Source organism: Mycobacterium sp. PTI7 (genome assembly GCF_056679845.1).
Map to the genome: position 1 here is coordinate 1,967,978 of NZ_CM155252.1, position 12,662 is coordinate 1,980,639.

The following is a 12,662-nucleotide window of genomic DNA, read 5'->3' on the forward strand; positions in this document are numbered from 1 at the left end:
CGATCGAGAGCGGTGTAGAACATGGGCGTGACGACTTCGGGCATGAACGTCTTCGATTCCGGATTCAGTGAAGTCCTCGGACTGACGTACCTCGAGGCGACGCCCGACCAGGTGCGCGCCGAACTCCTGATCCACGACGGGCTGCTGCAGCCGCACGGCATCGTGCACGGCGGCGTCTACTGCTCCATCGTCGAGAGCGTGGCGAGCGTGTCGGCGGGGGTGTGGCTGGAGTCGACGGGCGGCGGACGCAACGTCGTCGGCGTCAACAACAACACTGACTTCCTGCGCGCGATCACCGCGGGCGTCGTGACCGCGACGTCCACGCCGATCCACCGCGGCCGCCGCCAGCAGCTGTGGATGGTCGAGATCGCCGGAGCCGACGGCAGGCTCGTCGCCCGTGGCCAGGTGCGCCTGCAGAACCTCCCGGCCGACGCACCCGAGGCCTGACCGCTCCCGACATCCACGCTGCCGTCCTGACTCTCGCGTCCGGGCGACGCCGACGCCGACGTCGACGACCGCGCGGATCGACGCGCTGCCGAGTCCCGCCCGTCGTGGCAGGATCGCGCACTATGCGTCTGAGCCCCCACGAGCAGGAACGCCTGCTCCTCTCGTACGCCGCGGAACTGGCGCGCCGTCGGCAGGCGCGGGGTCTGCGCCTCAACCATCCCGAGGCCGTCGCCCTCATCAGCGACCACATCCTCGAAGGTGCCCGAGACGGTCGGACCGTCGCCGAACTCATGGTCAGCGGCCGCGGCGTGCTGACCCGCGAGGACGTCATGGACGGCATCCCCGAGATGCTGCACGACGTCCAGGTCGAGGCCACCTTCCCCGACGGCACCAAGCTCGTCACCGTCCACCACCCGATCCCGTGAGGCAGTGATGACCAGCGAGCAGCCGGAGGCGCAGCGCACATCGATCGTGCCTGGTGAAGTGCTGTTCGGCGAGGGGGACATCCCGCTGAACGCCGGCGCGGTACGCGTCGAGATGGACGTCGTCAACACCGGCGACCGGCCGGTGCAGGTGGGCAGCCACGTGCATCTGCCGCAGGCCAACGCCGCGCTCGACTTCGACCGCGCCGCAGCGCACGGCCACCGCCTCGACATCCCCGCCGGCACCGCGGTGCGCTTCGAACCCGGTGTCGCCCAACATGTCTCGCTGGTGCCACTGGGCGGCAGCCGAGAGGTGTACGGACTCTCACTGAACCCACCGGGAAGGCTCGACACGTGATGAGCGCCTGTACGAGGAGTCGACGCCGATGACCGACCTGACCCGCGAGCGCTACGCCGCACTGTTCGGGCCCACCACCGGCGACCGGATCCGGCTCGCCGACACCGACCTGCTCATCGAGATCACCGAGGACCGCAGCGGCGGTCCGGGACTCGCCGGTGACGAGGCCGTGTTCGGCGGCGGCAAGGTGCTGCGAGAGTCCATGGGGCAGTCGCGCGCCACCCGCGCCGACGGCGCGCCGGACACGATCATCACCGGTGCGGTCATCCTCGACCACTGGGGAATCATCAAGGCCGACGTCGGCATTCGCGACGGCCGCATCGTCGGGATCGGCAAGGCGGGCAACCCCGACGTGATGTCGGGCGTGCACCCCGACCTCGTCGTCGGGCCGTCCACCGAGGTCATCTCGGGCAACGGCCGCATCCTGACCGCGGGCGCCATCGACTGTCACGTCCACCTGATCTGCCCGCAGATCATGCCGGAGGCGCTCGGCGGCGGCATCACGACGATCGTCGCCGGCGGCACCGGCCCGGCCGAGGGCAGCAAGGCCACCACCGTCACGCCCGGATCCTGGCACCTCGCCCGGATGCTCGAGGCACTCGACACCTGGCCGCTCAACGTGGCGCTGCTCGGCAAGGGCAACACGGTGTCGGCGGACTCGATGTGGGAGCAGTTGCGCGGTGGCGCAGCGGGTTTCAAGCTGCACGAGGACTGGGGCACCACGCCCGCCGCGATCGACGCCTGCCTGACCGTCGCCGACGCCGCGGGCGTACAGGTGAACCTGCACAGCGACACCCTGAACGAGGCCGGCTTCGTCGAGGACACCCTGGCCGCCATCGGCGGTCGCGCCATCCACGCGTACCACACCGAGGGTGCCGGCGGCGGCCACGCACCCGACATCGTCACGGTGGTCTCGCACGGCAACGTCCTGCCGAGCTCCACCAATCCGACCCGTCCGCACACCGTCAACACCCTCGACGAGCACCTCGACATGCTGATGGTCTGCCACCACCTGAACCCCTCCGTGCCAGAGGATCTCGCGTTCGCCGAGAGCCGCATCCGGCCGTCGACCATCGCCGCCGAGGACCTGCTGCACGACATGGGCGCCATCTCGATGATCGGCAGCGACGCGCAGGCCATGGGCCGCATCGGCGAAGTGGTCATGCGCACCTGGCAGACCGCGCACGTGATGAAGCGCAGGCGCGGCGCACTCGAGGGCGACGGCCGGGCCGACAACAACCGCGCCCGGCGCTACGTCGCCAAGTACACGATCTGCCCGGCGATCGCGCACGGCATGGATCGCGAGATCGGCTCGGTCGAGGTCGGCAAGCTGGCCGACCTGGTGCTGTGGGAGCCCGCGTTCTTCGGCGTCCGACCGCACGTCGTGGTGAAGGGCGGCATGATCGCCTGGGCCGCGATGGGCGACGCCAACGCGTCCATCCCCACGCCGCAGCCCGTGCTGCCGCGGCCCATGTTCGGGGCGAGCCCCGCCGCGGCCGCCGCCACCTCCGTGCACTTCGTGGCGCCGCAGGCCATCGAGGACGGCCTGGCCGACCGCCTGGCGGTGAACCGCCGGCTGGTGCCGGTCGGGAACGTGCGTCGGATCGGCAAGTCCGACATGCCGCTCAACGACGCGCTGCCCCGCATCGAGGTGGACCCCGACACCTTCACCGTGCACGTCGACGGCGAGGTGTGGGCCGAGGAGCCCGCGGTGGAACTCCCCATGGCGCAGCGCTACTTCCTGTTCTGATGAGCGGTCTCGCCACGCTGCTGGTGCTGTCCGACTCGCGGCTGCCGACCGGCGGTCACGTGCACTCCGGCGGCGTCGAGGAGGCCATCACCGCCGGTCTCGTGGTCGACCTGATCACCCTGCGCGCCTTCCTGATCCGACGCGTCCGGACCCACGGCCTGGTGTCGGCGTCCATCGCCGCCGCGGTCGGGTCCGGGTCGCTCACCGTCGCCGCCGCCGACGCCGAGACCGACGCGCGGACCCCGTCGCCGGCGGCCAGGGCGGCGTCCCGCGCGCAGGGCAGGGGACTGGCCCGGCTGGCGCGGCGGGTGTGGCCCGACGACGACTGGTCGACGCTGGGCGCCAAGCCGCACCTCGCGGTCGCGACGGGTCTCGTCGGCGCGGCAGGCGACCTGACGCCGGAGCAGACCGCCCTGTCGCTGACCTATACGACGATGACGGGGTCTGCGACGGCCGCGCAGCGACTGCTGGCGCTGGATCCCGGGGACGTCGCCGCCCTCACCTTCGAGCTGTCGCCCCTGTGCGAACAGACCGCGTCCGTCGCGGCCAAGGAACTCGCCGACCTGTCCGACCCGCTGCTCGACGTGCTCGCCCAGCGACACGTGGAACGCGACCGCCCCCTGTTCGTGTCCTGAAGGAGTCCGCATGCCACCACATCTCATCGACGGCGAACCGCACGTCCACGTCGACCGGCCGCGCCGCCGACGCGAGCCCGGCGAGCCGCTCCGCATCGGCGTGGGCGGGCCCGTCGGCTCGGGCAAGACCGCGCTCGTCGCGGCGCTGTGCCGCCAGCTGCGCGACGAACTGTCGCTGGCGGTGCTGACCAACGACATCTACACCACCGAGGACGCCGACTTCCTGCGGCGGCACGCCGTGCTACCCGACGAGCGGATCGCCGCGGTGCAGACCGGTGGCTGCCCGCACACCGCGATCCGCGACGACATCACGGCCAACCTCGACGCGATCGACGACCTCGTCGCCGGCAACCCGCGCCTCGACCTGATCCTCGTCGAGTCCGGCGGCGACAACCTGACCGCCACGTTCTCCTCGGGGCTGATCGACGTGCAGATCTTCGTCGTCGACGTGGCCGGTGGGGACAAGGTGCCGCGCAAGGGCGGCCCCGGCGTCACGTTCTCGGACCTGCTGGTGATCAACAAGACCGATCTCGCGCCGATGGTGGGCGCCGACCTCGACGTGATGCGGCGCGACGCCGCGAAGGTCCGCGACGACCGGCCGTTCGTGCTCGTCTCGCTGACCGAGGATCCGACGGCGGGACCCGTCCTGGAGTGGGTCCGCACACAGCTGCGGGTGTCGGTGTAGATGCTCTCCGACGTCCTGATCGTCGCGCGACCGGGGCGCGAGCCGCGCATCGAGTGCTCCGGCGGCTTGGCCGCCCGGCGCACCGAGGCCCACACCGTGCACCTGGTCGCCGCCGCCGCGACACCGCTTGGCGGGGACACCATCTCGGTGCGCGTGGTGGTCGAGGCCGGCGCACGGCTGCGCGTGCGCACCGCCGCGGCGACGATGGCGCTACCCGGTCCGGCGACCCCGGAGTCGCACGCGACCTGGGACGTGGAGGTGCTCGGCGACCTCGACCTGGACCCGCAGCCGACGATCGTCGCCGGTGGGTCGCGGCACGTGACCCACACGCGGCTGGCGGTGTCCGGGCAGGGGCGGCTGCGGCTGCGCGAACGGGCGCAGATCGGCAGATCCTTCGAGCGGCACGGCTTCTGGTCGGCCGCGCTGCACGCCGACGTCGACGGCAGACCGCTGCTGCGGCACCGGATGGAACTCGGCACGGACGCCGTCGCCGACGATGCGCTGGGGGCGCCGCGGGCGTGCGTCAGCGAACTGCGCTACCCGGAGACCACGTTCGACGCGGCGGGCACCCTGCTCGAACTCGCCGCGGGCGGAAGCCTGGCGACGTGGCAGGGGGAGCGGTTGTGACGCCGCCCTCCCGCTAGCTCGCCCGTTCCTCCTGAACCGAGGCCGCGATCTCCTCGAGTTCCTCGATCCTGGTGCGCGCGTAGGCCTGCTGCTCGGTGATGGTGAGCTGACCGCGCTGGCGGCTGAGGAACGTCACCGCCCACGACAGCAGCGTGGCGATCTTCGTCTTGAAGCCCACCAGGTAGATCAGGTGCAGACCCAGCCAGGCGAGCCACGCGATGAAGCCGCCGAACTCGAGCTTGCCGACCTGGGCGACCGCGTTGTACTTCGACACCGTGGCCATCGAGCCCTTGTCGAAGTAGTTGAACGGCTCGCGCGGCTTGGGCATGGTGCCGTGTGCCCGCGCCTTCACCTCGTTGTCGATGATCTTGGCGACGTACTTGCCGCCCTGGATGGCGCCCTGCGCCATGCCCGGTACGCCCTCGACGAACGCCATGTCGCCCACGACGAACACGTTGGGGTGGCCGGGGATCGACAGGTCGGGGTTGACCTTCACGCGTCCCGCCCGGTCGACCTCGGTGTCGGACTGGTTGGCCAGGTCGCGGCCCAGCGGGCTGGCCTGCACGCCGGCCGACCACACCTTGCAGGCCGCTTCGATGCGCCGGCTGCTGCCGTCCTTGTCCTTGACGGTGATGCCGTTGCGGTCGACGTCGGTGACCATCGCGTTGAGCTGGATCTCGACGCCCATCTTCTCCAGGCGGTTCTTCGCCTTGAGGCCCAGCTTCTCGCCCATGGGCGGCAGCACGGCGGGCGCGGCGTCGAGCAGGATGACGTGGGCCTCGGTCGGGTCGATGTGCCGGAAGCTGCCCTTGAGCGTCTGGTCGGCGAGTTCCTGGATCTGGCCCGCCATCTCGACGCCGGTGGGGCCGGCGCCGACCACGACGAACGTCAGCAGCTTCTTGCGCCGCTCGGGATCGCTGGAGCGTTCGGCCTGCTCGAAGGCGCCCAGGATGCGGCCGCGCAACTCCAGCGCGTCGTCGATCGACTTCATGCCGGGTGCGAACTCGGCGAAGTGGTCGTTGCCGAAGTAGGACTGTCCGGCGCCGGCCGCGATGACGAGGCTGTCGTACGGCGTGCGGTAGGTGTGTCCGAGCAGGACCGAGTCGACGGTCTTGTTCGCGAGGTCGACGTGCGTGACGTCACCGAGCAGCACCTGCGCGTTCTCCTGCTTGCGCAGGATCAGGCGGGTGGGCGGCGCGATCTCGCCCTCGGAGATGATGCCGGTGGCGACCTGGTACAGCAGTGGCTGGAACAGGTGGTGCGTGGTGCGTGCGATCAGCTTGATGTCGACGTCGGTGCGCTTGAGTGCCTTCGCGGCATTCAGCCCGCCGAACCCCGAACCGATGATGACGACCTTGTGCCGATCCGACGCCGTAGCTCCGGGGTGGCTCATTTCTGCTCCTAGACCGATGTTCCGCTTCTTCGACTGATACAACGATCAGGTTAGTCGGCGGCCATCCCGGGGGCGCGGTGAGATCCCACACCGCGCCCCTCCTCTTCTCGGGTCGCTGCGCTCCCGGCCTCCGAGAGCACCCGTCCCTACAGGCCCAGATGCGGCTTCAGGAGGTCGGCGACCGCGGTGGCGCCGCCCGGCTGGTAGCCGTTGATGCTCGTGACCGGGCTCAGGATCACGCCGCCGACGCCCGCGTCGAGGACCTTGGTCTTGATCTGCTCGGCGACCTGCTCGGGGCTGCCGAAGACCGCCTGCTGGCGGAAGTCCTCGGGGATCATGTCGGCGGTCACGTTCTCGTCGATCATGGCGACGACGAGCATGCTGGTCTCCAGGGTGGCGGGGTCGCGCCCGATCTCCTCGCAGCGCTCCTTGACCACCTGCAGCTTGCGCGGCAGCTCGTCGAAGCCCGCGATGATGTTGAGGTGGTCGAAGTGCTTGGCGGCCAACGGGATAGTCTTCTTCTCGCCGCTGCCGCCGATCATCAGCGGGACGTGGTCGCGGAAGCGCGGCTCGGCCATGGCCTCCTGTGTCTTGTAGTACTTGCCCGACACCGTCGGCCGTTCGCCGGCGAGCATCGGCAGGATGATGTCGAGGGCCTCGCCGAGCTTGTTGAAGCGGTCGGTGAAGGTGCCGAACTCGTAGCCCAGTGAGTCGTGCTCGAGTTCGAACCAGCCGGTGCCGATGCCGAGGACGGCGCGGCCCTGGCTGATCACGTCGAGCGTGGTGATCGCCTTGGCCAGCAGCGTGGGCTGACGGTAGGTGTTGCCGGTGACCAGGGTGCCGAGCTGCACGCGCTCGGTCGCCGCCGCGAGCGCGCCGAGGGCGGTGTAGGCCTCGAGCATCGGCTGGTCGGGCGTGCCGAGGCCGGGCAGCTGATAGAAGTGGTCCATCAGGAAGACCGAGTCGTAGCCGGCCGCTTCGGCTTCGCGGGCCTGGGCGAGCACGGTGGGGAACATCTCCTCGACACCGGTGCCGTAGGAGAAGTTGGGGATCTGGAGTCCGAGTCGAATCGTCACGGACCTGACCATAACCACGGCTCGGCCGCGCTCGCGCTCCCTTTCGCTGGGCGCGAAGCGGGAATAAACCGCCGGTCAGGCGAAGTGCGCGAGCGCTCCGTGACTCACGTGCAGCGTCTCGCCGGTGATGTGCCGCGCGGCGGGCGTGGTGAGGAACAGCGCGAGTCGGGTGATCTCGGCGGCGACCGACGGGCTGGTGTCGCCGACGCCGTCGTACCCGGGCTCGACGCCCTTGCCCGCGGCGACCGTGTTGACGGTGATGCCCCGGATGCCGAAGTGGGTGGCCTGCCCCGCGGTCCAGTTCGACATCGCGGCCTTGATCGCCGCCTCGGCGCTGCCCTCGACCGGGTTGGCCGGCACGACGTTGACGATGGAGCCGCCCGAACTCAGCTGGTCGCCCAGGATCGAGACGGTGAGCACCGCGGACAGCACGGTGGCGTCGAGGTTCGACCGCCACGCGGCGGCCTGGTCGGTCAGCGTGTAGGTGCGCGGGTCACCGAGGACCTGCCGGGGCGCGGGCACGTTGACGATCGTGTCGAGGTGGTGCGGGTACTGGCTCCGCACGGACTCCAGAGCCGACGGGTCGGTGTTGTCCAGCACGATGTAGTCGACGTCGAGTTCCTTCGCGTTGACCTCGAGGTCGTCGCGGCGGGCACCGGTGATGACCACCTGGTGTCCGGCATCGCGGTATCCCTGCGCGATGGTGCGGCCAAGTTCCGTGTCGCCACCGGTGAGAAGCACCTCGGACATCACGACCTCCTCGTGTTCGACGCTGAACCCAGCGAGTTCCCGGCAATGTTACTGGACGGTAGCTAGCCGACGAAACTCGCCACGCGGGACGTCGCCGAACCGGCACCGCGACGTGTCCTAGGGTTGACCGCATGACCCGAAGCGGCCGGTCGGGCGGGTCCGCGACGATCCGGCCTGCGGGGTTGCCGCGCTGGCTGTACGTCCCGGCAGCCCTCGGCGCCGTGTTCGTGGTGTTACCCCTCGTGGCGGTCGCCGCCCGCGTCAACTGGCCCCGGTTCGGATCGCTGATCACCAGCCCCTCGTCGCTGACCGCGCTGGAACTGAGCCTGCGGACGGCCACGGCGAGCACGGTCCTGTGCATCGTGCTCGGCGTCCCGATGGCGCTGGTGTTGGCGCGCAACGACTCCCGCGCCGTGCGCTGGCTGCGGCCCCTGATCCTGCTGCCGCTGGTGCTGCCGCCGGTCGTGGGCGGCATCGCCCTGCTGTACGCGTTCGGCCGGCTCGGGCTGCTCGGCCGACACCTGGAGGCCGCGGGCATCAGCATCGCGTTCACCACGACGGCGGTGGTGCTGGCGCAGACGTTCGTGTCGCTGCCGTTCCTCGTCATCGCCCTCGAGGGTGCGGCGCGGACCGCCGGTGCGGACTACGAGATGGTCGCGGCGACCCTGGGCGCACGCCCCACGACGGTGTGGTGGCGGGTCTCGCTGCCCCTGCTGGCGCCGGGGTTGGCATCGGGCGCCGTGCTGGCCTTCGCGCGGTCGCTGGGGGAGTTCGGCGCGACGCTCACGTTCGCCGGCTCCCGGGAGGGCGTCACGCGCACCCTGCCCCTGGAGATCTATCTGCAGCGGGAGAGCGACCCGGACGCCGCCGTCGCGCTGTCGCTGCTGCTGGTCGCCGTGGCCGCCGTCGTCGTGATCGCGCTGGGCAGCAGGCGTCTGCGGGCGGGTGGCCTCAATGCCTGGTGACCGGCGGTGAGCGGCATCGCGGTGCGCGCCACGGTGGCGGCGCGGTCGCTGGACGTGGAGTTCGAGGTCGCCGCGGGGGAGGTGGTGGCGCTGCTGGGCCCCAACGGCGCTGGCAAGTCGACGGTGCTGCACGTCATCGCCGGCGTCGTGCACCCCGACGCCGGGACGGTCCGGGTGGGCGGGCGGACGCTGACCGACACGGCCTCCGGCGTGCGGGTCGACACCCACGACCGCCGCGTCGGACTCATGCTGCAGAACCCGCTGCTCTTCCCACACCTCACGGTGGCGGCGAACGTCGCGTTCGGGCCGCGCAGCACGAAGCGGTTGAGCCGCCGGGCATCTCGCGCCGCGGCGGAGCGCTGGCTCGCCGAGGTCGACGGCACCGACCTGCTGGATCGGTCACCCCGCCGCCTGTCGGGCGGACAGGCGCAGCGGGTGGCCCTGGCCCGGGCGCTCGCCGCCGAACCCGACGTCCTGCTCCTCGACGAGCCGATGGCGGGCCTCGACGTGACCGTGGCCGCCGCCATGCGCAAGGTGCTGCGCGGCGTGTTCGGCGCCGGCGAGCGGTCGGCGGTGCTGGTCACCCACGACGTGCTCGACGTCGTCACGCTGGCCGACCGCGTGATCGTGCTCGAGGGCGGGCGCATCGTCGAGTCCGGTCCGGTGGCCGACGTGTTGGCCGCCCCGCGCAGTCCCTTCGCCGCCCGCTTCGCCGGCGTCAACCTCGTCGCGGGCCGGATGTCGGGGTCGGATGCCCTCGTCACCGGGTGGGGCGGCACCTGGCACGGCGAGGTCGGCGACGTGACCGTGGCCGACGGTGCCCGCGCGGTCGCGGTGTTCCCGCCGTCCGCCGTGGCGGTGTACCGGACCGAACCGCACGGCAGTCCGCGCAACGCGGTCGAGGTGGTGATCGCCGAACTGGACGGCCGGGGCCCCGCGATCCGGGTGCGCGCCGAGGAGCAACCAGACGGCGCCCCGGGCCTCGCCGCGGACGTGACGGCCGACGCCGCGGCCGACCTGAGGCTGGCGCCGGGGGACCGGGTGTACTTCACCGTCAAGCAGCAGGCCGTCGCCCTGCACCCGCGGCCGTAACGGACCGGCGCCGTACCGCGATACAACCCCCGACACGACCGAGAGCCGGCGCCGGAGGGCCGCCGGGGCACCGCCGTGCCGGCAATCCGCCCGAGCCGCGCTTCGCTGTAGATATCTGTCGCACAGCAACTTCCAAGAACGACACTCTAAGAGCAACTCACACTTGCGTCACGGCCGTAACACGGTAGTTTCTTCCCCATGCAACACCCCGATCGAAGCAGCCGTCGGCGCGAGGCCCTGGCCAGGACGCTGGCCATCGCCGCGGCCGGCGCCACCGCGGTGACACTCGTCCTGCCCGGCGTCGCGAACGCCGAACCCGTTCCGCCCCCTCCGCCGCCACCGGCGCCGGCCCCCGTGGTGCCGGCCGCACCACCGCCGCCCGCGGACCCCAACGCCGCGCCGCCCGCGCCGAACGCGCCGCCGCCCGCACCCGTCGATCCGAACGCGCCGCCGGCACCGGTGGATCCGAACGCACCCCCACCGCCGGCTCCCGCGCCGCCGCCGGAGCCGGGCCGGGTCGACAACGCGTCAGGCGGGTTCAGCTACGTCGTGCCCCCCGGCTGGAAGATCTCCGACCAGACCCAGTTGTCCTACGGGCAGGCACTTCTCACCAAGATCCCCGCGACGGAGACCGAGCAGTCGCCGAGCGACACCAGCGTCCTGCTGGGCCGCCTCGACCTCAAGCTGTTCGCCGGCGCCGAAGCCGACAACGGCAAGGCCGCGACTCGGCTCGCCTCGGACATGGGTGAGTTCTTCATGCCGTTCGCCGGCACCCGGATCAACCAGGAGTCGGGCGCGCTCGACGCCGCGGGCATGCCGGGCGCCTTCTCCTCCTACGAGGTGAAGTTCACCGACGCCGCCAAGCCGACCGGTCAGATCTGGGCGGGCGTCGTCGGCAACACCCCGCCGCCCGGAGCGCCGCGCGGTCAGCGCACCCCCGAACGGTGGTTCGTGGTGTGGCTGGGAACGGCCAACAACCCCGTCGACAAGGGGGCGGCCGCCGCGCTGACCCAGTCGATCCGGCCGTACACCCCGCCGCCGCCGCCTCCGCCGCCGGACCCCAACGCGCCGCCGGACCCGAACGCGCCGCCGCCCGACCCCAACGCCCCGCCGCCACGTCCCGGCGTCGGCGTGCCGGTGCCGGTGACCAACGCGCCGCCGGAGATGCTGCCGCCGGCCTGAGCCCGGACCCGAAAGGGGTCGCCGTTCGTGCCCCTTTCGTTGCCTTAACCGTTACCCGCCGTGGGTATACCTGACGTGAGCCAGCACTCGCTGGCCGCACGAGGCAGGAGTTTCCATGGACATGTTCGCGGCTACCGAGGTTCTGGCACGGTCGACGACGCAGACGAGCGTCGGCTGGATCGGCTACATCATCATCGGTGCGCTGGCCGGCTGGATCGCGGGCAAGATCGTCAAGGGCGGCGGCTCCGGCATCCTGATGAACATCGTCATCGGCATCGTCGGTGCCCTCATCGGCGGTTTCCTGCTGAGCTTCTTCCTCGACACCGCAGGCGGCGGCTGGTGGTTCACCCTGTTCACCGCGATTCTCGGTTCCGTGATCCTGCTCGCCATCGTGGGAGCCGTCCGCAAGAGGTAATTTCGGAGGGCCGCCGGGACGCCGTGCACCGCGGCGTCCGGGCTTCCCGCCTCGGCGGTACCGCGGGAGCCGCGACCTAGGTCGAGGCGTGCCAGACCAGCGCCGCGGCCAGCGCGCCGAGGCCGTTGAGCGACCAGTGCAGCGCGATCGGGGCGATCAGGCTGCCGCTGCGGCCGCGCAGCCACGTGAACACGAAACCCGCGGCGCCCGTCGCGATCACCGCGAGCACCACGCCCGCGACCATCCCGACGACGCCACCGCCGAGGATGCGGGTGAAGCCGACGTTGCTGCTCGTCAGTCCCATCGACGTGGCGACGTGCCACAGTCCGAACAGCAGCGACCCGGCGGCGGCGACGCCGCGGAATCCCCACGCCCGGTTGAGTGCGCCGTGCAGGACCCCCCGGAACGCGAGTTCCTCCGGGATCACGGTCTGCAGCGGGATGATGATCATCGAGGCCAGCAGCGCGCCCGACAGCGAGGCGTAGTGACTGTTCATGAACATCGGCCGCGTCCACGGCAGGGCGATCCCGATCGCGATCACGGTGGCCACCACCGCGACCGCCGCGAGGGCGTACCCGGCGCCGGACCTCCAGTGCTCGCGACCCAGACCCAACTCGGCCCACCCGAGCCCGCGGGACCGGACCAGCGCCACCAGACCGAGCGCGGCGAGGGGAACGGTGATCACGTTGGCCCACGGCGTGGTGAAGTGGGCGATCAGATTGGTCGCCACCAGCACCGTGACCACTACGCCGATGTCGACGTACATCCGGTAGTGGTGCAGTACGGACAGCTGCTCGACCAGCGGGTGCGGCGGTGGCGCGACGGCGGCGCTGGGCTCGGACATGACCGCTCAAGTGTAGGGGTG

Annotated in this window: 15 protein-coding genes; 11 read left to right on the forward strand and 4 right to left on the reverse strand. The window is 71.3% G+C overall.

The genetic code is table 11. The features are described from left to right. Positions 1–42 precede the first annotated feature (42 nt). The 7 genes from AC1MEY_RS09485 to AC1MEY_RS09515 all read left to right on the forward strand — a co-directional run bounded on the left by AC1MEY_RS09485 (position 43) and on the right by AC1MEY_RS09515 (position 4,924). Positions 43–447 carry a PaaI family thioesterase gene (locus tag AC1MEY_RS09485; protein WP_480231394.1) on the forward strand — a complete coding sequence of 135 codons (405 nt, stop codon included), beginning with the start codon at positions 43–45 and terminating at the stop codon, positions 445–447. 122 nt (positions 448–569) lie between these two features. Next, the gene (locus AC1MEY_RS09490) at positions 570–872 is read left to right on the forward strand and encodes an urease subunit gamma (protein WP_480230393.1); all 303 of its coding nucleotides are present in this window, start codon (positions 570–572) and stop codon (positions 870–872) included. A 43-nt stretch (positions 873–915) separates the two neighbouring features. Continuing rightward, positions 916–1,227 carry an urease subunit beta gene (locus tag AC1MEY_RS09495; RefSeq protein WP_480231395.1) on the forward strand — a complete coding sequence of 104 codons (312 nt, stop codon included), beginning with the start codon at positions 916–918 and terminating at the stop codon, positions 1,225–1,227. Between the two features lie 28 nt (positions 1,228–1,255). Next, the gene (locus AC1MEY_RS09500) at positions 1,256–2,977 is read left to right on the forward strand and encodes an urease subunit alpha (RefSeq protein WP_480230394.1); all 1,722 of its coding nucleotides are present in this window, start codon (positions 1,256–1,258) and stop codon (positions 2,975–2,977) included. Continuing rightward, entirely contained in the window at positions 2,977–3,612 is a 636-nt protein-coding gene (locus AC1MEY_RS09505; protein WP_480230395.1) for an urease accessory protein UreF, read from the forward strand. Before AC1MEY_RS09500 ends, AC1MEY_RS09505 begins: the two co-directional genes overlap by 1 nt. A 10-nt stretch (positions 3,613–3,622) precedes the next feature. Continuing rightward, positions 3,623–4,297: an urease accessory protein UreG gene (gene ureG / locus AC1MEY_RS09510; RefSeq protein ID WP_480230396.1), complete on the forward strand. Its 675-nt coding sequence runs from the start codon at positions 3,623–3,625 to the stop codon at positions 4,295–4,297. Then, positions 4,298–4,924: an urease accessory protein UreD gene (locus AC1MEY_RS09515; RefSeq protein WP_480230397.1), complete on the forward strand. Its 627-nt coding sequence runs from the start codon at positions 4,298–4,300 to the stop codon at positions 4,922–4,924. A 13-nt stretch (positions 4,925–4,937) separates the two neighbouring features. Here the strand turns inward: AC1MEY_RS09515 and AC1MEY_RS09520 are convergent, their stop codons facing one another. From AC1MEY_RS09520 to AC1MEY_RS09530, 3 genes are all read right to left on the reverse strand, one after another. Beyond that, complete coding sequence (locus tag AC1MEY_RS09520) at positions 4,938–6,317, reverse strand: NAD(P)/FAD-dependent oxidoreductase (RefSeq protein WP_480230398.1); 1,380 nt, start codon at positions 6,315–6,317, stop codon at positions 4,938–4,940. Positions 6,318–6,463: 146 nt separating this feature from the next. After that, positions 6,464–7,393, reverse strand: coding sequence for an LLM class F420-dependent oxidoreductase (locus tag AC1MEY_RS09525; protein ID WP_480230399.1), 930 nt, complete (start codon positions 7,391–7,393; stop codon positions 6,464–6,466). 75 nt (positions 7,394–7,468) lie between these two features. Beyond that, the gene (locus AC1MEY_RS09530; RefSeq protein ID WP_480230400.1) at positions 7,469–8,143 is read right to left on the reverse strand and encodes an SDR family oxidoreductase; all 675 of its coding nucleotides are present in this window, start codon (positions 8,141–8,143) and stop codon (positions 7,469–7,471) included. Between the two features lie 131 nt (positions 8,144–8,274). On the opposite strand from AC1MEY_RS09530, the gene AC1MEY_RS09535 reads away from it, so the two are divergent. The 4 genes from AC1MEY_RS09535 to AC1MEY_RS09550 all read left to right on the forward strand — a co-directional run bounded on the left by AC1MEY_RS09535 (position 8,275) and on the right by AC1MEY_RS09550 (position 11,797). Next, the gene (locus tag AC1MEY_RS09535) at positions 8,275–9,108 is read left to right on the forward strand and encodes an ABC transporter permease (protein WP_480230401.1); all 834 of its coding nucleotides are present in this window, start codon (positions 8,275–8,277) and stop codon (positions 9,106–9,108) included. A gap of 6 nt (positions 9,109–9,114) precedes the next feature. Then, entirely contained in the window at positions 9,115–10,200 is a 1,086-nt protein-coding gene (locus AC1MEY_RS09540) for a sulfate/molybdate ABC transporter ATP-binding protein (protein ID WP_480230402.1), read from the forward strand. Between the two features lie 198 nt (positions 10,201–10,398). Further along, positions 10,399–11,382, forward strand: coding sequence for an APA family fibronectin-binding glycoprotein (locus AC1MEY_RS09545; RefSeq protein ID WP_480230403.1), 984 nt, complete (start codon positions 10,399–10,401; stop codon positions 11,380–11,382). Positions 11,383–11,497: 115 nt separating this feature from the next. Further along, a complete protein-coding gene (locus tag AC1MEY_RS09550) occupies positions 11,498–11,797 on the forward strand; it encodes a GlsB/YeaQ/YmgE family stress response membrane protein (protein WP_480230404.1) in 300 nt (99 codons plus the stop codon). A gap of 76 nt (positions 11,798–11,873) precedes the next feature. Here the strand turns inward: AC1MEY_RS09550 and AC1MEY_RS09555 are convergent, their stop codons facing one another. Then, the gene (locus tag AC1MEY_RS09555; RefSeq protein ID WP_480230405.1) at positions 11,874–12,641 is read right to left on the reverse strand and encodes a CPBP family intramembrane glutamic endopeptidase; all 768 of its coding nucleotides are present in this window, start codon (positions 12,639–12,641) and stop codon (positions 11,874–11,876) included. Positions 12,642–12,662 lie beyond the last annotated feature (21 nt).

Excerpts from the sequence above, each read along its gene's own strand:
- AC1MEY_RS09530 (WP_480230400.1), bottom strand. The coding sequence starts at position 8,143 with ATGTCCGAGGTGCTTCTCACCGGTGGCGACACGGAACTTGGCCGCACC.
- AC1MEY_RS09490 (WP_480230393.1), top strand. The coding sequence starts at position 570 with ATGCGTCTGAGCCCCCACGAGCAGGAACGCCTGCTCCTCTCGTACGCC.
- AC1MEY_RS09515 (WP_480230397.1), top strand. The coding sequence starts at position 4,298 with ATGCTCTCCGACGTCCTGATCGTCGCGCGACCGGGGCGCGAGCCGCGC.
- AC1MEY_RS09500 (WP_480230394.1), top strand. The coding sequence starts at position 1,256 with ATGACCGACCTGACCCGCGAGCGCTACGCCGCACTGTTCGGGCCCACC.
- AC1MEY_RS09520 (WP_480230398.1), bottom strand. The coding sequence starts at position 6,317 with ATGAGCCACCCCGGAGCTACGGCGTCGGATCGGCACAAGGTCGTCATC.
- ureG (WP_480230396.1), top strand. The coding sequence starts at position 3,623 with ATGCCACCACATCTCATCGACGGCGAACCGCACGTCCACGTCGACCGG.
- AC1MEY_RS09555 (WP_480230405.1), bottom strand. The coding sequence starts at position 12,641 with ATGTCCGAGCCCAGCGCCGCCGTCGCGCCACCGCCGCACCCGCTGGTC.
- AC1MEY_RS09485 (WP_480231394.1), top strand. The coding sequence starts at position 43 with ATGAACGTCTTCGATTCCGGATTCAGTGAAGTCCTCGGACTGACGTAC.
- AC1MEY_RS09505 (WP_480230395.1), top strand. The coding sequence starts at position 2,977 with ATGAGCGGTCTCGCCACGCTGCTGGTGCTGTCCGACTCGCGGCTGCCG.
- AC1MEY_RS09550 (WP_480230404.1), top strand. The coding sequence starts at position 11,498 with ATGGACATGTTCGCGGCTACCGAGGTTCTGGCACGGTCGACGACGCAG.
- AC1MEY_RS09545 (WP_480230403.1), top strand. The coding sequence starts at position 10,399 with ATGCAACACCCCGATCGAAGCAGCCGTCGGCGCGAGGCCCTGGCCAGG.
- AC1MEY_RS09535 (WP_480230401.1), top strand. The coding sequence starts at position 8,275 with ATGACCCGAAGCGGCCGGTCGGGCGGGTCCGCGACGATCCGGCCTGCG.